The following is a 21914-nucleotide window of genomic DNA, read 5'->3' as shown; positions in this document are numbered from 1 at the left end:
GTGAGATGCTTCGCGGGCTCAGCATGACGTTCTTTTTGACTTATTTAAACCAGTTGCTACTTCGTAAAATCGGGTACTACCTCCAAAAACATGGGCGAGGGCAGGCTTACTGACTGTTCGGTGGCAGTCAGCTTACCGTTCTGCTTATTAACCCGATAGGTGAAGATATTATCGGAATTCTGGTTAGCCACCAGCAACATTCGGCCACTGGGGTCGAGGGCGAAGTTGCGAGGGGTTTTGCCCTGCGTGCTCACGTGCTGCACCAGCGTGAGGCGGCCATCGGCCGGCGCGATGCTGAACACGGCGATGCTGTTATCGCCCCGGTTGGAGGTATAGAGAAAGCGGCCGTCGGGCGACACATGCACGTCGGCCCCCGAGTTTTCGCCCGTAAAGCCCTCGGGCAAAGTCGAAAGCGTCTGTATTTCGCGAAACGTGCCATTGGCCGCGTCGTAGGCCAGGGCCGTCACGGTCGAGCTCAACTCGTTTTCGAGGTAGGCCCAGCGGCCATCGGGGTGAAAGGTGAGGTGGCGCGGCCCCGCGCCCGGCTTGGCCGCGAAGGCGGGGGTAGGGAGCGGCCGCAGCTGCCCGCTGGCCGCATCGAGCTGGTAGCCATATACTTTGTCGGTGCCCAAGTCCACGGCAAAGGCGTAGCGGTTGGCCGGGTCCGGGATGAAGCAATGGGCGTGGGCGTGGTCCTGGTTTTTGTGCGGGCCCAGGGGCGGCAGGTGCTGGTCGGTGGTGGCGGGCGGGGCCAGCTGGCCATCGGCACGCAGCGGCAACAACGTCACGTTGCCGCCTACATAATTGGCTACCAGCGCATTCTTGCCCGTGTGGTCGAGGCTGATGTAGCACGGCGACGCGCCCATGGATGGCTGCTGGTCGAGTAGCGTAAGCGCGCCGGTAGAGGAGTTTACCTCAAACGCGCTCACGCCCCCGCTGTTGGTGCGCCCCTGGAAAGTACCCGTTTCGCTCACCGCGTAGAGGTGGCGCAGCGAGGCGTCCATCGTCAGGTAGCTGGGCTGGCTGCCGCCGTGCTGCACGCTCACGGGCGTGAGCTCGCCGGTGGCCGAGTGCAGGCGGTAGAGGTAGATGGTAGCGGCCTGGTCGCCACTCACGTTGGTGCCCACATACACCAGGTAATTACGGTCAGCAGGGGCGGCTGAAGAGCCGGTGCTCGTGCTGGCGCAGCCGCCTAGCGCGGCTAGTACTGCCAGTGCGGCTACTCCACGAAATGGCCATGCGGCCGCAAATTTATTCATCATAAGACCCAAGTGAGAACCGCAAAGATGCTACGGCCCGGCGCTTTTAGCGGCGCAGCAGCACTACTTCGTTGGTGCGCAGGGCCAGCGTTTGGGTAAGGGCCGCACCGGCCGCCAGCCGCTGGGCCGGCTGCACGGTGGGCGCGGGCTGGGTTGCGGCCTGCAGCGTGCGCACCTGCGCCGGCGTTAGCGCGGTGGGGCTACCCAGGCGGAGGTAGGCTGAGTAGGCATCGCGTTCGTTGTAGCCCACGCGCTGCACTTCCACGGCGCAGGCACCTGCTGATAAGCATTTTAGCACCAGGCGCACCGTTTCGGCGGGTGCATCGGGATGCGCCTTGCGGAAGTACACCTGGTTGGTTTCGCTGCCCTGGGGGGGTAGTGAAATTCCAGAGCAGCACCTGCACGTTGCCGGCCGCGTCTTTGGTAGCCCATGAGGCCAGGTCGGTGTTTTGCAACTCGGTAGGGCTCAGCTAGTGCAGGTATTGGTAGGCGAAGTACGCCGGCTTTTTGATATTCTGCAGGTTGAGCAGCCCAAAGCCGCCGTGGAAGGGGGTAGGCGGCACCGCGGCCTCCTCAAAAATGTCGGTAAACGTCCAGTACGACATTGAAATGGCCGTTTTTTCGGTCTGCTTCAACGTGTTGAGGATGTAAGCGGCGCTTTCGTACGCGTCGTGCACGGGGTCGCGGGGCGAGTACGAGGTATTCCACTCTGTGATGTGCAGCTCCACATCGGGAAAGGCCGAAGCCCGGATTTTGGCGCGCACCGCGGCCACGTTGTGGACAATGCTGTTGGGGTCGCCGAGCTTTTGCTGGCCCTGGCCAAACTCGTCGAGGCCGCCCTCGGTCACGCCGTAGTCGTGGGTCGAGATGAAGTCGATGGGCACCTTATTCTGGGCGCAGTAGGCCAGCGTTTCGGTTATCCAGCTGGTGCCCGCAGTGGCAGGGCCGGCCCACCCGGTAGCTCGCTGATACGGCTTTCACGGCCCGCGCCGTGGCAGCATACAGCTTAAAAGATATTTTTCATGGGTAGGCTACGCGGTTAGTTTTGACCAATTGTTACGGGGGCGCCGGTAAGAGCCAGGTCGGCTTTCAGCACCTTACCAGCTTGCACGGCGGCGGCCAGCGGCTGGCCGCCGCCCACGAAAACCTGCACTTTCTCGGCCAGCTCCACGCGCCGCGCCTGGGCATCGAGGCGCGAGAGCTGGCGCGGCGACAGGGTAAACTGCACGGTCTTTTTCTGGCCAGCGGCCAGGTTCAGCCGGCGGAAGCCTTCGAGGGCGTGCCGGGCCACGCGGCCTGAGGTGCCGGGGTGGCGCACGTAGAGCTGCACCACCTCATCGCCGGCGCGCGGGCCAGTGTTCTGCACCTCCACGCTCACCGTCACGGGCCGGCCGGTCTGGGGCTTCGACAGCACTTTTAAGTTACTGTACCTGAACGTCGTATAGCTCAGGCCGTGGCCAAACGCGAACAGCGGCTCGCCGGTGAAGTAGCGGTAGGTGCGGCCAACCATGCTGTAGTTGTCGAAGGCCGGCAGCTGGGTTTCCGACTTATAAAACGTGACGGGCAGGCGGCCGGCGGGGTTGTAATCGCCGAAGAGCACGTCGGCCAGGGCGGTGCCGGCGGCCTGCCCGCCGTACCAGGTATTGACGATGGCCGGCAGGTTGGCCGCTTCCCAGGGGGTAGCAATGGCGCTGCCCGTCATCAGGGCGAATACGACGGGCTTGCCGCTGCTGTGCAGCACTTTGAGCAAGTCGGTTTGCACCTGCGGCAGGCCGATGGTGGTGCGGTCGCCGCCGCTGAAGCCGGGCACCTTCACGTTCATCTCCTCGCCTTCGAGCTTGGGCGAGATGCCGCCGATGAATACGATGGCGTCGGCATCTTTCACTTTAGCCAGAATATTGGCCGCGTTCATGGGCACGACTTTAGCGCCGGTGAACTTGAGGATGGTGCGGCGGTCGGTCTGGAAGTATTCCAGCCTGAGGTCCAGCGGCTTGCCGGCCGTCACGTTCAGCACGTATTGGTTGGTCGAAACGCCCCGGCTGGCCCAGGCATCAATTACCGGCTTGCCATCCACGAAAAGGCGGTAGGCGTCGTCGCCGGTGATTTGCAGGGCCAGCTCCTCGGTGTTGGCGGGAGTAAACGTGGCCTGGTAGCGGGCCGAGAAATTTTCGGCGGGCAGGCCCGGCGCCACTTCCATCTTCACGTTGGCGAGGTAGCGGTCGAGGCCGGCTTCCTGGCGCGTGGCCACGGCGGCGCCTTCCAGGTTGGTACCCTTAAAATACTCGGCATGAAAGCCCGGCTGGCCGTTGTAAGCCAGGTTTTTGTTGATATCCAGCGGCTCGTACACGGTGTTGCTGGCGTAGTCCACGCCTTGCATGTATACCACCTCGGTGCCCGGCCCCACCTTGGCCCGGATGCCTTCGAGCGGCGTCACGATGTCGGTCGGGAAGCCGTTGTAGTTACCCAGCTGCACGCTCTCGTTGTCGGCGTTGGGGCCCATTACCACTAGCTTCTTCAGGTCTTTGCGCAGGGGTAGGGTGTTGCGCTCATTCTTGAGCAGCACCACCGACTCACGAGCCATCTTCAGGGCATGGGCCTGGTGCGGCGCGCTCTCCACCACGCTCATCGGAATCTGGGCGTATTTCACGCGCTCCACGGGGTCAAACATGCCCAGCTGAAACCGGATTTTATACAGCCGCTTCACCGACGTATCAAGCTGCTGCTCGCTGATGAGCTTTTTCTGTACCGATTCCAGCAGCGAATTATAGGTAAAGAGCTTGCCCGTAGCGCACTCAATATCAGTGCCGTGCAGCACGGCGTTGGCGGCGGCGGTGGCCGCGTCGGGGTCCGTTTTGTGGTGTTGCCAGAAGTCGTTGATGCCGTCGCAGTCGGAGGTGACGTAGCCTTTAAACTGCCATTTTTTGTAGAGAATATCCGTCATCAGGATGTCGCTGCCGCAGCAGGGCTGGCCGGCGTAGGCGTTGTAGGCGCACATCACGCCGGCCACCTTGGCATCCACAATCAGGTCGCGAAAGGCGGGCAAGTACGTGTCCCACAGGTCGTAGTCGCTGATTTGGGCATTGTACTCGTGGCGCGACGACTCGGGCCCACTGTGCACGGCAAAGTGCTTGGCGCAGGCCGTGATTTTCAGGTACTTCGGGTCATCACCCTGAAAGCCCTTCACCAGCGCCGAGCCCAGCTGGCCGGTCAGGTAGGGGTCTTCGCCGTAAGTTTCCTGGCCCCTACCCCACCGCGGGTCGCGGAAGATGTTGATGTTGGGCGTCCAGAAGGTAAGGCCCTGGTAAATACCCCGCTCACCGCGCCGCACGTACTCTTGGTGCACCGCCCGCGCCTCGTCGGAGGTCATGGTGGCCATCGTCAGCATCGCGTCCTTATCGAAGGTGGCGGCCATGCCGATGGCCTGCGGGAACACCGTGGTTTTCAGGCTAGTGCGGGCCACGCCGTGCAGGGCCTCGTTCCACCAGTTGTAGGCCGGAATGCCCAGCCGGTCGATGGCCGGCGAGGCGTTCAGCATCTGCGATACTTTCTCGGGCAATGTGAGGCGGCCCACTAGGTCGTTCACCCGCTGGTCGAGGGGCAGGTCGGGGTTTTGGAAGGGGTAGGCGGCCGTGGGCGCAGTAGCCAGCGGCCTGGTGGGCGGGCGCTGGGCGCTCGTAACGGCCAACAGGCCAAGGCCCAGGAGGAGTTTAGGGAATTTCATGGGTGGGAAAGGCTGTAAAAACGAAGTGGCACTCCGTTTCATCGTCCGACCAGAAACGGAGTGCCACTCCGTTTTACAAGGAGCTACCGGCTGCCCAAACTGCCTTTAGTAGCCGGAGCAGCCGCATTTTCGGGCAGGCCGAGGTAGGTGGCGGGCACACTGCTCTGGCTCACCACCAGCTTTTCGAGCACCACGCCGGGGTCTACGCGCCAGAACTTGAGCACGTGCGCGCCGGCCGCGGCCACGTTGTGCTGCGAGGTTTTGAGGATGATGGCATTGGCCACGGCCTTTTCCCAGGGCCGGTTGCTTTCGCCGGGCTTCATACCGGTATGCAGGTTAATGAGCTGCGGCGCTTCCTCATCCAGCGACACGGCATAGCGCAGGCCGGTGGTATTGGTGAAGTCCAGGGTCGGCGCGAGGTAGGCGCTCACCGTTACCGGGCCCGCCTGGGTTAGCGTGATGTTGTACTCCAGGTGCGGACTGTTGCCGCCCGGTGCGGGGGTAGGCGCGGCCGTGGTGGGGAACGTGGTAACGGCCCCGGCGGTGCGGCCCAGGTCGGGCAGGCGCTGCCAGGTTACGGGGCCGGCGTTGATGGCCTGGGTATACTGCTCGGCCTCCATCGACACGTACGCGCCGGTGGCGGGCGCCGCCGGGGCGGGGGCGGGCATTGGTACGGCGTCGGCGGCCAGCGTCACTACCGCGGGCATTATGTCCTGGCGCTCGTCGTGCCAGGCGGTGTAGCCGATGTGCATCTGGTCCATCATGTGGTTCCATTTACCACCGGCCACGGCGTGGTAGCGCGCCTTTATTTCGGCGTCTTTGGCAAACAGCGCCTTGGCTTTTTCGGCCAGGATATTGGTAGTTGGCTGGTTGGTTTTGGCGGCCTCCTGGTTTAGGGCCACGGTGTAGTACAGCTCGTTGAGGTTGGCGCAGGCCTGCACTGGGTGCAGCACCAGCTCGTAGTAGGCGTCGCGGCCGGCGGCGGGCAGCTTGCGGTTGATGGCCTCGGCGCGGGCCAGCAGCTGGTTGTACTCGGCCACCACGGTTGCCCATTCGCCGGTGGCGAGGCTGTAGGTGTTGGCATCGAGTAGCTCGGGCTTGCGACGGCCGTTATACTTGGCATATTTGGCCAGAATATCGGCGATATCAGCTGCGTATTTCGGCCCAAACTGCTGGGTGGCCCAGCGCTGGGTGTAGGCCCCTACCCCCTCGGCGGGCAGGGCATCGGGGTTCCAGGCGTAGTCGAGGAAGAACGAAATGGGCAGCTCCATGGGCTTGAGGTCGCCCACGTTCACAATCCAAATCTGGTTCACGCCGTACTCGTGCGCCAGGTGCATTTGCTCCCACACGCGCGGCAGCGGGTTCGTGTTCAGCCACCGGTAGCTGCGCGGCCCGCCCACGTAGTCGAAGTGGTAGTAGATGCCGTAGCCGCCCTTGCGAGGCTTGTCGGCCAGCTTGGGCAGCTTGCGTAGGTTGCCCCAGTTGTCGTCGCAGAGCAGCAGGGTCATGTCGTCGGGCACGCGCATTCCCTTGTCGTAGTAGTCCTGCACCTCCTTGTAGAGGGCCCAGAGCTGGGGCGTCTGGTCGGCGGGCTTGTGGGTTTCTTCGGCCAGAATCCGGCGCTGGTCGGCCACTATTTTTTCGAGCAGCGCAATGTTGTTTTCCTCGCTCATGGGCTCATCACCGTCACCGCGCATGGCCATCGTCACGATGCTTTCGTGGCTGCCCATGTTCTTGATGCCCTGCCGCCAAAACTCCTGCAGCACCGGCGCATTGGTCTGGTAGTTCCAGGGGCCTTTGCCGTAGCGCTTCCACTCCTGCTGGGCGCGCAGCATGGGCTCGTGGTGCGAGGTGCCCATCACAATGCCGTAGCTATCGGCCAGCTCGGGACTACGCTTGTCGTCGTCGTTGAAGGCATTGCCCCACATGGCGGGCCACAGGTAATTGCCTTTCAATCGGAGAATCAGCTCGAACACGTGCTCGTACATCTTCGAATTAATACCCCCAAATTTCTCCTTGGCCCAGCCGGTTAGCGCGGGCGCCTCGTCGTTGAGAAAAATGCCCCGGTACTTCACGGCGGGCTCGCCCATGGTGTGGCGGCCGGCGGCTACGTAGAGGTTTTTTTGAGTAGGCACAGGCACGTCGGCCCACCACGTCCAGGGCGACACGCCCATCTGCTGCGACAGGTCGTAGAGGCCGTAGATGGTGCCGCGCTTGTCGCTGCCCGCCACCACCAGCGCCTGCTTCACGCCCGGCAGCGGGTCGGCCACAGTTTGCACCACAAAGGTTTCCCAGCGCCCAGCCAGGTTAGCTACGTCGAGCTTGCCGGCCTGCACCAGCTTGTCAATCAACGGGCTGTGGCCCAGCGTACCCACAAGCACCACCGGCTGCGCCCCCTGCGGCGCATCAGTCAGAAAAGCCGGCTCCTGCCCGGTCACGTGCTGCACATCGGCCTGCACATCGCGGATGGTGCGCAGCACGCCCGGCCAGTCGGTTTCGCTGGCGTAGAACGCGGCGGCCCTACCCCCCGCCACCAGCGGGAAGCTCCCGGTCGCTTTTTTGGCCGAGATGTAGTGGGTGGTGAGCGGCGCGGCGGCCTGCTGCGCCACGGCCAGCGTGGGCAGCAGCAGCAACAGGGCGGCGCGGCGGAAAAGGAGTAGCATAGGAGTACTGTTTAAGGGCAGCTCCCAGTTCCAACCCTCTCCCGAATGGAGGGTAGGAAGCCGGAGCCGGGAGCGGCCGTCAGGGTATTAAAACTTCACTACTTCGTAGTAAGCCGGCTTGGGCTTAAACTGCTCGTCGAACAGCAGCGGGTGGTTTTTGCGGCCCGCCACGGGGTAGGTATCAAGCCACGAGTAATGGTCGGAGATATTCCAGAACGTAATGCCCGTCATGTACTTAGCCTCGTCGCGAAACACCTTGAAAAACATGGCGTACTGCGCCGCCTGCTTGGTCTGCATCTCGGGCGTGTAGGCGTCTGACTCGTCGGGGCGCTTGGCGCGGCGGTCCTTCTCCCAAGGATACACCGACACGTCGAGTTCCGTCACCTGCACCTTCAGCCCCAGCGAGCCAAAGCGCTCGATGGTGGTGCGCAGCTCCTGCTCGGTGGGCTCCACCAGCGACCAGTGCCCCTGCAGGCCCACCGCGTCGATGGGCACGTGGGTATCCTTCAACTTCTTCAGCAGCTTATAGATGCGCTCCATCTTCTCGGGCCGCTCGGTATTGTAGTCGTTGTAGAAAAGTACGGCCTTGGGGTCGGCCGCGTGGGCGTAGCGGAAGGCCTCTGCAATGAAGTCCTCGCCGCAGATTTTATACCAGTCCGAGTCGCGCAAAAATTCGTTGGGGTTGTCGGCAATGGCCTCGTTCACTACGTCCCAGGCGTAGATTTTGCCCTTGTAGCGCTTCACTACCGCGTCGATGTGGTCGTGCAGGCGCTTGAGCAGCACCGCTTTGCTCACCTGGCTACCGTCGGCGTTTTTAAAAATCCACTTGGGCGTCTGCTCGTGCCAGCACAGGTTGTGGCCGCGCACCTTGAGGTGGTGGGCCTGGGCAAAGTCCACGATGGCATCGGCGGGTCCCCAGTTATAGCGGTTTTCTTCGGGGTGGATGGGGCCCATCTTCATGTCGTTCTCCGGCGTGAGGCTGTTGAACTGCTGGAGGATAAGCGCTACTTCGGCCGGATTTTGCAAGGCCCGCGGCGACACTGCCACCCCAATGGGAAAGTAGCTTTTGTAGTAGTCTTTGAGGCCTTTTTCGGCGGGCGGGCGCTGGCTGCTAGTGAGGGCCGCTGCACCCAGCAAGCCGGCCAGGGCGCAGCCATACAGGTTAATTTTCATAAGTCTGACGTGTTTAACAACTTCTTTATTACTTCCGCGCCCTACCCCCTCTCGGCTGTCAAGCGCACAAAAATGCCCGTAGCTGAGCTGGCCGCCAGCCCTACAGGGCAGCAAGCCAGCCCAGCTACGGGCATAGTAAAAAGAGCCGGCTCAGCCGCTCAAATAGGGATCTTTCGGCAAGGTTCAGCCAGTGGCGGCGGCCAGCAGGCCGCCGAAAAATCAGGTTTTCGGACACGAACGGAGTGGATTGCGGGTGGTCAGTTATCGAAATGCAGGGCCGCATTTGCGACGCGCCCGGCAGCCGATTCCCGGCCACCCGCAACGCGCCGCTTAGTTGCCCTTGGCTACTACTTCCTTTTTCTCCGTTGCCGGGTCTTCGGGGTGGCCGGCGAGCACACCCTGGGCGCGCTTCACCACGTTCTCCACCGTGAAGCCGAACTTTTCGAACAGCTCCTCGGCCGGGGCCGACTCGCCAAAGCGGTTCATGGCAATGATGCCGCCTTCGTCAGTAGTGTACTTATGCCAGCCGATGGGCGAGCCGGCCTCAATGGCCAGGCGCTTGCGCACGGTAGGCGGCAGCACTTTTTCGCGGTAGGCTTTATCCTGGTGCTCAAACAGCTCCCAGCTCGGCATGCTCACCACGCGGGTAGGCGTACCGGCCTGTTGCAGCTCCACTTGCGCGCCCATCGCCAGCTTCACTTCCGAGCCGGTGGCAATGAGGATGAACTCGGGCTGGCCGCCGTCGGCCTCGCTCAAAATGTAGGCACCCTTGGCCACGCCTTCGCGGGCCGAGCCCAGCTTGGTCTGGTCCAGAATCGGCAATTTCTGGCGCGAGAAGATGAGCACGACCGGCGACTTGGGCGTGGTCATGGCGATGCGCCAGGCCTCGGTGCTTTCGTTGGCGTCGGCGGGGCGCAGCACCACAATGTTGGGGATGGTGCGCAGGGCCAGCACTTGCTCCACCGGCTGGTGGGTAGGGCCATCTTCGCCCAAGCCAATGCTGTCGTGGGTGAATACAAACGTGGCCGTGCTCTCGGCCAGGGCCGTGAGGCGGATGGCCGCCCGCATGTAGTCGCTGAACGTGAGGAAGGTACCGCCGTAGGTACGCAGGCCGCCGTGGTGGGCAATGCCGTTCATGGCCGCGCCCATGGCGTGCTCGCGCACGCCCCACCATACGTTGCGGTTGGCCAGGTGCGCGGGCTGGAAACTGTCGCTGCCCGACTTATCCATCTCGTTCGACGAGGCCAAATCAGCCGAGCCGCCGAACATAAACGGCACCGATTTCTTGATGGCGTCCAGGGCTTTGCCCGATGCCTGGCGGGTAGCCAGCTCGCCATCGGCGGGCGTGTAGGTTGGTAGGTCCTTGTCCCAGCCTTCGGGCAGCTGACCGTCGAAGGACAGCTTGAACATAGCGGCCTCGTCCTTAAAAGCTTCGGCATAGGTGGCGAAGTCGGCATCCCACTGCTTTTGCAGCTCGGCGCCCTTCTGGCCGGGCTGCTTGAGGTGCTCGTACACTTCGGCGGGCACCTGAAAGCTCTGCTCGGGGTCGAAGCCGTAGAACTTCTTGGTGACCTTCACATTATCGGGGCCCAGCGGGGAGCCGTGCGACTTGCTGGTGCCGGCCAGCGGCGAGCCGAAGCCGATGATGGTGCGCACCGCAATAATCGAGGGCCGGTCCGTCACCGTCTGCGCCACCTTGATGGCATTTTCGATGGCGTCGAGGTCGTTGCCGTCCGGTACGTGCTGCGTGTGCCAGTAGTAGGCATCGAAGCGCTTCATCGGATTCTCGGTGTAAGTCAAGCTGGTAGGCCCGTCGAGCGAGATGTTATTATCATCGTAGAGATAAATCATCTTGCTCAGCTGCAAGTGGCCGGCCAGTGAAGCCGCCTCCGAGGCGATGCCTTCCATCAGGTCGCCGTCGCTCACCAGCACGTAAGTGTAGTGGTCCTGCACCGGCGCGTGGCCCTCCTTGTTGTACACCGCACCGAGGTGCGCTTCCGCCATGGCCATACCCAGGCCATTGGCGAAGCCCTGGCCGAGTGGGCCGGTCGTCACCTCCACGCCGGGCGTGATGTGTGACTCAGGGTGGCCCGGCGTCTTGGAATCCATCTGCCGGAAGTTCTTCAGGTCGTCGATGGTCATGTCGTAGCCGTAGAGGTGCAACAAGCTGTACAACAGCGCTGAACCGTGGCCCGCCGACAGTACAAAGCGGTCACGGTTAGGCCACTTCGGGTCCTGAGGGTTGAAGCGTAGGAAGCGCGACCACAGCACGTAGGCCATTGGGGCGGCGCCGAGGGGTAGGCCGGGGTGACCCGAATTAGCCTTCTGCACCATATCTACCGACAGCAGGCGGATGGTGTTGACGCTCAGCTCGTCAATCGAAACTTGGGGGTTGCTCATGGTTGAAGCGAAAATGATTGGTAGCGCAAAGGAACGCGACGCGAACGGCCGCCCCGCGCTCCTGCACGATTTTTTCGCTAGATGTATTGATTAATAATGCTCTCCAACCACTCTTGCTTGCCGCTGCGGGGGGTAGGCTCGCCCGATTCGTGCGCGATTTTGCGCAGGTCTTCCAGCGTGAGGCCACCCTTGGCAAACTCGGCGCCTTTGCCCGAGTCGAACGAAGCGTAGCGGTCGGTGCGGAACTTCTTGTAAGCCGACTTCTCCAGGATGGCATCGGCCGTAACGAGGGCGCGGGCGAAGGTGTCCATACCAGCGATGTGGGCCACGAAAATGTCCTCCAGGTCGGTCGAGTTGCGGCGCGTTTTGGCGTCGAAGTTGATGCCGCCCGGCGTGATGCCGCCGTGCTCCAGGATAATGAGCATCGACTCGGTCAGCTCATTCAGGTTGTTCGGAAACTGGTCGGTGTCCCAACCGTTCTGGTTGTCGCCGCGGTTGGCGTCGATGCTGCCGAGCAGGTTGGCATCGGCGGCTACTTGCAGTTCATGCTGGAAGGTGTGGCCGGCCAGCGTGGCGTGGTTCACTTCCAGGTTCAGCATGAAGTCGTTCTCCAGGCCATGCTCCCGCAGGAAACCGATGACGGTGGCCGCGTCGAAGTCGTACTGGTGCTTAGTAGGCTCGGCTGGCTTGGGCTCGATGAAGAACTTGCCGGTGAAGCCCTGCTTGCGGGCATAGTCGCGGGCGATGCTTAAGAACTGGCCCAGATGCGCCTGCTCGCGCTTCATATCCGTGTTGAGCAGGGTCATATAGCCCTCGCGGCCACCCCAGAAGGTGTAGCCCTCGCCGCCCAGCGCGATGGTGGCGTCAATGGCGTTTTTCACCTGGGTAGCAGCATAGGCCACCACCTGGAAGTCGGGGTTGGTGCTGGCGCCGTTCATGTAGCGCGGGTTCGAGAACACGTTGGCCGTGCCCCACAGCAGCTTCACGCCGGTTTCCTGCTGCTTCTGCTTGGCGTAGTCCACAATGGCCGCCAGGTTGCTCTCGTACTCGCTCAGCGACGAACCTTCGTCTACCAAGTCGATATCGTGGAAGCAGTAGTAGGGCGTGCCGAGTTTGGTGAAGAACTCAAACGCCGCGTCGGCCTTGTCTTTGGCGCGGCCCAAGATGTCGCCCTTGCTGTCCCAGGCAAAGTTTTTGGTGCCAGGGCCAAACGGGTCGCCGCCGGTGCCCACAAACGTGTGCCAGTAGGCCGTGGCGAAGCGCAGGTGGTCCTTCATGGACTTGCCCGCTACCATGCGGTTTTCGTCGTACCACTTAAAAGCCAGGTGGTTATCAGATTCGCGGCCTTCGTACTTAATCTTGTCGATGCCTTTGAAATATTCGGAGGTTGCCATGGGAATGGAGAAATGGGGAATTTTAGAAGTGATTAGTTTTATGCCAGCAGCAATTCCGCCGGCCGGGTTTCGCGGGCCAGCAGGGTCTGCCAGTCGCTGTAGGTTTGCTGATATTGGGCTTGCAAGGAGGGGGTAGGCTCTACGGTGTTAATGAGGACCAGGCCATTAAAGGCCTCCTTCGGGCTGGCGTAGATGCCGGCTCCCATGCCCGCGCCGCGCGCCGCGCCCTGGGCCGCGTCGGTGTCATAAAGCTCCAGCGTCACGTTGCCGCAGTTCACGAAGGCCTCGCGGAATACGGGGCTCAGGAACATGTTGGCGTGGCCGGCGCGCACTTTCTGTACCTGCACGCCCGAGGCGCGCATGATGTCCATGCCGTAGTTAAGGGCATACACGATGCCTTCCTGCGCGGCCCGGATGAGGTGCGACTGACCATGGATGTTGAACTGCAAGCCGTGGAGGCTGGCGGCGGCGGGCCGGTTTTCGAGGATGCGCTCGGCGCCGTTGCCAAAAGGCAAAAATAGCAGGCCCTCGGCCCCGACGGGCGCCTGAGCGGCCAGCGCATTCATCTGCTCGTAGGGCAGGTTGCCCACGGTTTTGCGCAGCCAGCTGTTGAGGATGCCGGTGCCGTTGAGGCACATCAGCACGCCGTTTTTGGGCTGCTCGGGGGTGCTGTTGACGTGCACAAACGAGTTGACGCGCGAGCGCGGGTCGGCCGTAGTGGTTTCGTTGATGCCGTAGACTACGCCGCTGGTGCCGCCCGTGGCAGCCACTTCACCCGCGTTCAATACATTGAGCGAGAAGGCATTGTTGGGCTGGTCGCCGGCGCGGTAGCTGATGGGCGTGCCGGCCGCCAGGCCCAGTACCTGAGCCGCCTCGGCCGTAAGGTGGCCCTGCACCGAGAACGTATCAACCACCTCGGGCAGCAAGTCGGCGCTGATACCGTAGTAGTCCAGCAATTCCTGGGCAATGGCCTGCCGCTTGAAATTCCAGAACACGCCCTCCGACAAGCCCGAAACGGTGGTTTGCATCTGGCCCGTGAGCTGGTAGGCCAGGTAGTCGCCGGGCAGCTGAATCTTGTGAATCTGGGCGTAAATCTCCGGCTCGTTTTCGCGCACCCACTTCAGCTTGGAGGCCGTGAAATTGCCCGGCGAGTTCAGGAAATTCTGCAGGCAAAACTCCTCGCCCAGCCCGGCAAAGGCGTCGTTGCCGATTTCCACGGCCCGGCTGTCGCACCAGATAATGGCGGGGCGCAGCACGTGGCCCTCTTTGTCGAGCAGCACGAGGCCGTGCATCTGGTAGGTGATGCCGATGCCGGCCAGCAGCGTGGCGTCGAAGCCGTAGCTGGCTTGCAGCTTTTTGGTGGCGTTGATGACTTCCTGCCACCAGCGCTCGGGGCGCTGCTCGGCCCAGCCGGGCTGGGGCACGGCCATCTCCATCTCGGTGCCGGGCGAGGTGGCGGCGGCCACGCAGCGCCCGGTGGCGATGTCGAGCAAGGAGGCTTTGATGGAAGAGCTACCGATGTCGTAGCCGAGAAGATATTTCATTTTTAATTATGAGTTATAAGTTATGAATTATGAGTTTCACTTTTCATAATTATTTGATGGTCAGTAGCGCCGACGCCGGCCTGGCCGCGCCCAGCGCCAGGCTGCGGGCCGAGGGCAGGGAGCCGCCCACGTACACCGTGACCGGGCCGCGCGGGGCGTAGGCGGCGCCATCTTTGCCAATGAGGGCCAGCTGCGCGAGCGTGAGGGTGAATTTCACCTGCGTGCTACCCCCCGGCTGCAGTGTGACGCGCTGGAAGTTCTTGAGGGCAAACAGCGGCGTTTGGGCGCCGGCCTTGGGCGGGTGTGTGAGGTAGAGCTGCACCACCTCGTCGGCGGCTACGGGGCCGCTGTTGGTGACGGTTGCCGTGACTTCGGCCGACTCCTGCTTCCCGATTTTTGCCTTAGCAAACTTCAGGTTTGAGTAGCCAAACTTGCCGTAGCTGAGGCCGAAGCCGAAGGGGTACATGGGCTCGGCGGCGAGGTAGCGGTAGGTGCGGCCGGCCATGGCGTAGCTTTCGTAGGCGGGCAGCTGGGCCAGGCTCTTGGGGAACGTAACGGGCAGCTTGCCCGAGGGCGAGGCCTTGCCAAATACCAGGTCGGCCACGGCGTTGCCGCCTTCCTCGCCGGGGTACCAGGTCAGGAGCACGGCATCGGCCAGCTCGTGCACCTGGGCCAGGTTCATGGGGCTACCCCCCGTCACGACGGCGATAATGGGCGTTTTGCTGCCCTGGCGCAGCTTTTTAAGAAAGTCAATCTGATTCTGGGGCAGGTCGTAGTCGAGGTGGTCGCCGGCGTGGGCCGAGGCGATGGACTCGCCCTCCTCCCCTTCCAGCACACCCGTGATGCCCAGCACCACGATGATGGCGTCGGCCTGCTTGGCCTCGCCGGTAGTCCAGTCGATGGGGTTGATGTTGGGCCGGTCGAGCAGCGCGCCCTGCTTGTACTCAATCTGGCTGCCGGGCTGCACCGCGCTCACCAGGCCTTCCAGGATGGTGCTCATCTGGCCATTCACACCGTAGTAGTTGCCGAGCAGCGCCTCCACGCTGGTGGCGTTGGGGCCGGTCACGAAGTACTTGCCCAGGTCGGGGCGCAGTGGGAGCGCGCCATTGTTTTTGAGCAGCACCACTGACTTGAGGGCCACCTCGCGGGCTAGGGCCCGGTGGGCGGCGCTGTTCACCACTTCCGGCCCGAGCTTGTCGTAGGGGGTAGCGCTGGGCCCGTCAAACAAGCCCAGCTTGAAGCGCGTGCGCAGCAAAATGGCCAGCGCGCTGTCCACCTGCGTTTCCTTGAGCAGGCCCTGGCGTACGGCCTCAGGCAGCTTGGTGTAGGTGTCGCCGCAGTTCAGGTCTACCCCCCGCGAGAGGGCCAGCGCGGCGGCTTCGGTCTTGGTCTTGACGGTTTTGTGGCCTTGATAAAGGTCATCCAGGGCCCCGCAGTCGCTCACCACGTGGCCCCGAAAGCCCCACTCCTTGCGCAGCACCTGGTCGAGCAGGAACTCGTTGCCGCAGCAGGGCTCGCCGTTGGTGGCGTTGTAGGCGCACATTACGGCCTCCACTTTCGCGTCCTGCACCAGGGCTTTGAAGGCGGGCAGATACGTTTCGCGCAGGTCCTGGGGCGAGGCTTCGGCGTTGAACTCGTGGCGCAGACGCTCGGGGCCGCTGTGCACGGCGTAGTGCTTGGCGCAGGCCGCCACCTTGAGGTACTTGGGGTCGTCGCCCTGCAAGCCGCGCACAAAGGCCACGCCCATGCGGCTGGTCAGGATGGGGTCTTCACCATAGGTTTCCTGGCCCCTACCCCAGCGCGGGTCGCGGAAGATGTTGATGTTGGGCGTCCAGAAAGTGAGGCCGCCGTACTTCACGTAGTGGTTTTTGGCGATGGCGGCGTTGTACACGGCCCGCGCCTCGTCCGAGATGGCGGTGGCTTCGCGCAGCGCCAGGCCGTCGTCAAACGTGGCCCCCAGCCCGATGGCCTGCGGAAACACCGTGGCCGGGGCCGAGCGGCCCACGCCGTGCAGCGCCTCGTTCCACCAGCTGTAGGCCGGGATGCCCAGGCGCGCAATGGCCGGGCTCTGGTCGAGCATCTGCTGGGCTTTTTCTTCCAGCGAAAGCTGCTTAATCAGGTCATTCACTCGCGCGCTCAGCGGCTGCTTCACGTCGCGGAACACGGGCGTGGTCTGGGCTTGGGCCGCGAAGCTCAGTGCCCACAGCGCCGCGCCGGGCAGCAGAAAAGGCAGTTTAGAAGTCATCGGTGCGGAAGGTGGAGGTGGGAAGTCCTTCTTTGTTGTACAGGTTTGCCCCCTCAGGGTTGTCGGCCCAGCCGTAGCGCACGGCCACGGGCGCTGCCACCTGCTCGCTGCTCACTACTACCCTACCCCCCTCGATTCGGGCCTGGGCGGGCACAAACTTATGGTCGGCCCCGGCCACGGTGAAGCCTTCCACCGGCCCGCCGCCCTTGGCTACCAGCCCGGTCCCTACCCCCCCAAATGTGAGCGTAGCCTGGTTGCCGGTAGTTTTCATCGTTTGGTAGAGGGGCCCCGAGGCCACCACCTTGGCGTCGCCGTAGGCTACCTTTTCGGCGGCCAGGGCCAGGCGGTGGCCCACGGTCTGCTTGTCGAGGGGGTGGATGTCGTTCCACTCGCCCACGTCCGAAATCACGGCCATGCCGGTGTGGGGCAAGGCCAGCAGGCGGCGCTGGGCGTCGCGCACCAGGGCCTGGTTGCTCTCGCCGGGCTCCTTTTTAGCGGCGTTGATATTGGCCAGCTGCACGTAGAGAAACGGCAGGTTGGGCTGGGCAAATTGCTTGCGCCAGTCGGTGACGATGCCCGACGTGAGGGCGTAGTAGTCGGCCGGGCGGCCCACGTTGCTCTCGCCCTGGTACCACAGCACGCCCTTGAGGGCGTAGGGCAGCGCCGGGGCCACTAGGCCATTATACAGCCCACCGGGCTGGTACTGAAACGTGGTCGTGCCCGGCGTGGGCGGCGTAGTCGCGCCCAGCTTATACTGCCAGGGGCCGCGCAGGTCGAGTGACTGCCCGCCGGCCGTGAGCTGGTAGGTCTTCTCCTTGGTAAAGCCGCCGCGCCCGCCGTTGCTGATGAGGCGCACCGTAATCACGTTCTTGCCAGCTTTTAATATGCCAGGGCCAAAATCATACTTGCGCGGCGGGTACTGGTAGGCTGTACTACCCACCAGTTGGCCGTTGATGTAGGTCGAGTCGGCATCGACCAGCGTGCCTAGCTCCAGGCGGCCGGCCTGGCCCGCCATGGCGGCGGGCACTTCCACTTCCTTGCGAAACCACAGCACGCCGTTTACCATGCCCAGCGGCGTTTGGTCGGCCCAGTAGCCGGGCACATTCATGGTGGGCCAGGCGCTGGCGTCGTAGCCGGCGCTACTCCACTTGGGCTGGCCGGGGGCCTCGCCCTGGTCGGCCTGGTGCAGGCGCTGATACCAGGCCCCCACGGCGGCGCCCTCGCGCTGCTTAATGCCGACTACCGCCGCACTGTCGCGGTAGGGCGCGACTTGCTGCTCGTATTTAGGAAACTGCTTTAGCGCGTCGGCGCTCAGCCAGGCCTCGGCGGGCGAGCCGCCCACGGCCACCTTTATCAGGCCCACCGGCACCTGGTACTTGGCGTTGATTTCCTTGGCGAAGAAGTAGCCCACCGCCGTGAAGTTCAATATCGTTTCGGGTGTCACCGCCACCCAGTTCCCCCCCGTCACATCGGCCTTGGGGCCCCGGAAGTCGTAGCGCATCGGCACGTCAAACTGCCGGATGCGCGGGTTGTTGGCCGTGGCCACTTCCTGCGGGTACTTGTCGCGCACGCGCCGCATGGGCAGCTCCATGTTCGACTGCCCCGCGCAAAACCACACGTCGCCCACCAGCACATCCTTTAGCACCACGTGGTTGCTGGCGTCGATGGTCATCTCGTAGGGCCCACCGGCTTTGAGGGGGGGTAGGGCCACGTGCCACTGGCCATCGGCGCCGGTAGTGGCGCGGTAGCTTTTGCCCTGGAAGGCCACGGTCACGGCCTCGCCCGCCTTGGCCCAGCCCCAGATGCGTACCGGCGCCTCACGCTGCAACACCATACCATTGCTGACCAGGCGCGGCAGGCGCACCTGCGCCTGGGCGGCGGGCGCGGCTGCCAGCAGGCCAGCCGCCAAGGTGAGCGCGCCGCGCCATGTATCAAAGGAGGAAATCCGTATCATACGCCGCTACAACTTAATATGTGTAAATCTTTACGTGCTGAATCATGTACTCATTGCCGGGCACGCGCACGTGGCGGCCCTGGTGGTCTTCGTCGCCGTTGAGGCGGCGGCCGGGCACCCACTGCTCGCCGGCAAAGTGGCCTTCTTCTACGCGCACGTAGCCGGTGCGCTTGCCGGTGGCCAGGGGCTCGGCGGTGAGGACGAGGCCCGTGCCCACCAGGTAAAACTCGTCGGGCGCCACCGCGATGAGCAGACCGCCGCCGGGCGTCCAAGTGGCGTTTTTGGCGCCCAGCGACCAGCCCAGCGTGTACTCGTGCTTGGCCGTGAAGCGGTAGTTGCCGAGCGTAGTGGTGCGGGCTGCTGAGTCTTTTTGCACCAGAAAGCCGCGCACCTGGCCGGCCGGCTGGTACTTGGCCAGCAGCGGCGCCACCTGCTGCAGCAGCTCATACGCCTTGCCGATGGGCGCGCCCTTCAGCGTGTCGCTGCCCTCGATGGCGAAGGGCGAGAATGAGAGGCAGTTGTAATTGCCAAAGGCGAAAAACGCCTTGGCCGCTACCCCCTCTTCAAAGCGAATTTCGGGGATGAACAGCGGGTTGCCGCCGCGGGTATACAAATCGCACCAATGCTTGAAATCGGGGTTATAAAAATCGGGCGCCAGGATGTCAATGGCAGGGGCCCCGGCCAGCCACACATCCATGACGTGGGGCAGGGGCCCAGCACTGGGGTACTTGCCCGGCGCCACGCCCGGCCGGTTCAGGGCCGCGTTCACGTACATTGGGAGGGGGTAGGCGGCTTTGCCGGCCGCCGCCACGGCGTTGGTATAAGTGGCGTAGTACCAGGCCATAAAAATCTCGTCGGTAGCCAGGCTTTTGCCGAAAACCTCCTCCCAGTTACCCTTGGTTTTGAAACCCTGCCGCTGCCACACGGCCGCAAACTCGGGTTTCAGGTTCTTCTTTTCTCGTTGCAAATAGGTGAGCAGCTGCGCCGGCACCGGCTGTTTGAACGCCGCGTTGGCGCGAGCGTCGTAGCTGCGGGCAGTGGGCAGCATGCCAATCTCATTCTCGACCTGCACCGTGACTACGGTGTGCTGCTGGCCGTCGGCGGCCTTCAGGTGCTGCATCAGCTGCACGAAGGCCCGGCGGTCGGCCTCCAGGTTACGTGGCTCGAAGGGCGTCATAATTTCCTCCGGCACGCCCTGGTCGCTCTCGATGCGCGAGAAGCGCTTGATATCGGTTTTCACCCAGGCCGGGGCGTAGCACGACATGCTGTTTTTCCAGGCTCCGAACCACAGCAGCACCAGCTTCATGTGGTGCTGGCGGGCGTCGCGCAGCAGGTCATCTACTAGCGTAAAGTCAAACTTACCCTCGGTGGGCTCCAGCAATTCCCAGTACACGGGCGCAATGACCGTGTTCAGGTGCATGGCCTTAAGCCGGGGCCAGATGGGCTGCATGTAGGCCGTGCTGGAGGCAGCCGAGTTACCTAGCTCGCCTCCCAAAATAAAATAGGGTTTGCCGTCGACTACCAGCTGCGTGCTGGGCCCGACTTTCACCAGGTGGGGCAGGGCGCTCTGGGCATAGGTACCCAGGGCGCTCAGCATAACCAAGATGATTGTCAGAAGCTTACCTAGCAAATTTGTAGCACTCAAGATTCTCTACTTTAAAGCGACTTCCGGTGGAGCGTTGAACTAGCTTAAAACGAGGTAGCCAGTGACTACCGGGCCGCACGAACGCGGCCCGGTAGCGCTGATTAGCTATGGTTAGTACCCAGTGTTCTGAGTGAGCTTGCCGCTAGTGCGGTCAATTTCACTCTGCGGAATGGGCCGCAGCACGTGAAAATCTTTGATGTTGATGGCCGCGTTGGAGCCATACACCCCGCCCTTGGTGAAGCCTGCCGTCGTTACCGAGCGCAGCGCGGGCGCATAGTTGGTGTTGCGAACGCGCGTGAGCAGCTCATTGGCCCCACTAGCAGTATTTGTGCGCTTCAGGTCGTACCAGCGGGTGAATTCACCGCACAGCTCGCGGGCGCGCTCATCCAGAATGAAATCGATATTCACCTGCGCGGCCGTAATGTCCATCTGCGTTTTTTTGCCGGCGGCAGCGGCGCGCTCACGCACCACGTTGAGGTAAGTGGCAGCCTGGGCGGTGTTGCCGAGGTAGAAGTACGCCTCGGCGGCCATCAGGTACGTTTCGGCCAGGCGGTAAATAATGTTGGGCCGGGTCGAGAAGCCGTTGAGCGACGAGCGGTTGCGGCTGTCGAACTTGTTGAGCGTCGGGAAGTACTCCGTGGTGTACTGGCTAGGCTGAATGACGATGTACGGATACGGCGTGCGGTTGGCAATGCGCGTGAGCTGCGCCGCCGTCAGGTCGCGGCCGGGGTACCAGGCGGCCGTATCGCCGATGACGGCCTTGGTGCTGCCGCCATTGGCGTTGGGCGAGTTTGAATTCACGGTGTACACCGTCGTAAACCACTTATTGTAGCGGGTGTCGGTGGTGCGCAGCGCGGCGCCCGACTCCAGCGCGTTGCCGCTGGCGTCGCGCAGGATGTACGAATTTTCGAGGAAGTACGTGGGCACGTGGCGGGCAAACGGGCGACCATTGTACGTGTCGCGGGCCATGTTGGGGAGCTTGTCGTAGCGGCTGCGGTACTGGAAGCCCAGCACATTTTCGCCGCTCACATAAGTGAAGCCATCCAAGCCCGTGAACGTGGCATCGTTGTTAAACTGCGCGTTGAAGATGACCTCCTTGCCGTTCTCATTGCCTTCGGCAAATACGGTAGCCGGGTCAGCTTCCAGCCCTAGGCCATAGCGGCCCTGGTTGTCAATCAGCTCCTTGGCATACTGGGCTGCCATGGCGTAGTCGGTGGCCTGCTTGGCCGACGAGGTAGCGCGGGTCAGGTACACCTTGGATAGCAGGTGCAGGGCCGTGGCGCGCGTTACGCGGCCGGGCTGGGCAGGCTTATCGGCAATGGTGGCCAGCGACTCAGTCAGGTCTTTGAGTATCTGGGTGTACACATCGGCCAGCGGGGCCCGGCTGATGTCCTTGGTGGGCGAGTCGATAAAGTTGGTGTACAGCGGCACGTCGCCGAAGTCCTGCACCAGCACGAAGTAGTACTGGGCCCGCAGCAGCTTGGCCTCGGCCAGCAGCTGGGTGAGGCGGGTGGGCGTCAGGCCCTGGGCATCAGGGCCGTATCGCAGCACTCCGTTGGCGGCGTTAATCTTCTGGTAGCACGCCGTCCAGATAAACGAGTGCGAGCCGTCGCCCACCGGCGTCAGGGAGTTGTTGTCGTAGTCGGACAGGCCGCTACTAGCCGAGATGCCGGTAGTCCAAAGGTCGGTACCGGCCTCGGTGGTGAAGGTGGCCGCGTCGTTGCCGTACACCTGGCGTAGGCCCGAGTATACGCCCGTTACGCCGGCCTCGACGCCCTGCGAGGTTTGCAGGAACGCGGGCGTCAGCACCGACGTCGCGTTCTCGTCCAGGATGTCCTTGTTACAGCTGGCCGCCGACAGCACCAATGCCGTGCCGAGCGTAGCTAATACTATTTTTTTCATGATGATTGCGAAGG

Annotated in this window: 12 protein-coding genes and 1 pseudogene; all 13 read right to left on the bottom strand. The window is 63.0% G+C overall.

Annotation, left to right across the window (positions count from 1 at the left end; all coding sequences use genetic code 11):
* Positions 1-56: 56 nt before the first annotated feature.
* The 13 genes and pseudogenes from E4631_RS14285 to E4631_RS14225 all read right to left on the bottom strand — a co-directional run bounded on the left by E4631_RS14285 (position 57) and on the right by E4631_RS14225 (position 21900).
* Positions 57-1262 carry a lactonase family protein gene (locus E4631_RS14285; RefSeq protein WP_133656609.1) on the bottom strand — a complete coding sequence of 402 codons (1206 nt, stop codon included), beginning with the start codon at positions 1260-1262 and terminating at the stop codon, positions 57-59.
* 43 nt (positions 1263-1305) lie between these two features.
* Positions 1306-1608 carry a hypothetical protein gene (locus tag E4631_RS14280; RefSeq protein ID WP_133656610.1) on the bottom strand — a complete coding sequence of 101 codons (303 nt, stop codon included), beginning with the start codon at positions 1606-1608 and terminating at the stop codon, positions 1306-1308.
* A gap of 121 nt (positions 1609-1729) precedes the next feature.
* Positions 1730-2197, bottom strand: a pseudogene (locus E4631_RS14275) (hypothetical protein); the annotation flags it as partial.
* Between the two features lie 101 nt (positions 2198-2298).
* Positions 2299-4980: a glycoside hydrolase family 3 C-terminal domain-containing protein gene (locus E4631_RS14270; RefSeq protein ID WP_133656612.1), complete on the bottom strand. Its 2682-nt coding sequence runs from the start codon at positions 4978-4980 to the stop codon at positions 2299-2301.
* A gap of 83 nt (positions 4981-5063) precedes the next feature.
* Positions 5064-7643, bottom strand: a complete 2580-nt coding sequence (locus E4631_RS14265) for a glycosyl hydrolase 115 family protein (RefSeq protein ID WP_133656613.1) — start codon at positions 7641-7643, stop codon at positions 5064-5066.
* Between the two features lie 87 nt (positions 7644-7730).
* Positions 7731-8816: an endo-1,4-beta-xylanase gene (locus E4631_RS14260; RefSeq protein ID WP_133656614.1), complete on the bottom strand. Its 1086-nt coding sequence runs from the start codon at positions 8814-8816 to the stop codon at positions 7731-7733.
* Positions 8817-9146: 330 nt separating this feature from the next.
* Positions 9147-11216: a transketolase gene (tkt, locus tag E4631_RS14255; RefSeq protein ID WP_133656615.1), complete on the bottom strand. Its 2070-nt coding sequence runs from the start codon at positions 11214-11216 to the stop codon at positions 9147-9149.
* 77 nt (positions 11217-11293) lie between these two features.
* On the bottom strand, positions 11294-12610 hold the full coding sequence (gene xylA, locus E4631_RS14250) for a xylose isomerase (RefSeq protein ID WP_133656616.1): 1317 nt from the start codon (positions 12608-12610) through the stop codon (positions 11294-11296).
* A gap of 38 nt (positions 12611-12648) precedes the next feature.
* Positions 12649-14154, bottom strand: a complete 1506-nt coding sequence (locus E4631_RS14245) for a xylulokinase (RefSeq protein WP_133656617.1) — start codon at positions 14152-14154, stop codon at positions 12649-12651.
* A gap of 49 nt (positions 14155-14203) precedes the next feature.
* Positions 14204-16399, bottom strand: a complete 2196-nt coding sequence (locus E4631_RS14240) for a glycoside hydrolase family 3 N-terminal domain-containing protein (RefSeq protein WP_133656618.1) — start codon at positions 16397-16399, stop codon at positions 14204-14206.
* On the bottom strand, positions 16389-18353 hold the full coding sequence (locus E4631_RS14235; RefSeq protein ID WP_133656619.1) for a sialate O-acetylesterase: 1965 nt from the start codon (positions 18351-18353) through the stop codon (positions 16389-16391). The genes E4631_RS14240 and E4631_RS14235 overlap by 11 nt, the downstream gene beginning before the upstream one ends.
* 13 nt (positions 18354-18366) lie before the next feature.
* Entirely contained in the window at positions 18367-19950 is a 1584-nt protein-coding gene (locus E4631_RS14230) for a DUF5597 domain-containing protein (protein WP_133656620.1), read from the bottom strand.
* 159 nt (positions 19951-20109) lie between these two features.
* Complete coding sequence (locus tag E4631_RS14225) at positions 20110-21900, bottom strand: RagB/SusD family nutrient uptake outer membrane protein (protein ID WP_133656621.1); 1791 nt, start codon at positions 21898-21900, stop codon at positions 20110-20112.
* Between the last annotated feature and the right edge of the window lie 14 nt (positions 21901-21914).

Origin of the sequence: Hymenobacter sp. UV11 (assembly GCF_004684095.1) — a bacterium.
Lineage (GTDB): Bacteria > Bacteroidota > Bacteroidia > Cytophagales > Hymenobacteraceae > Hymenobacter.
This window is presented reverse-complemented; position numbering and strand designations above follow the sequence as displayed.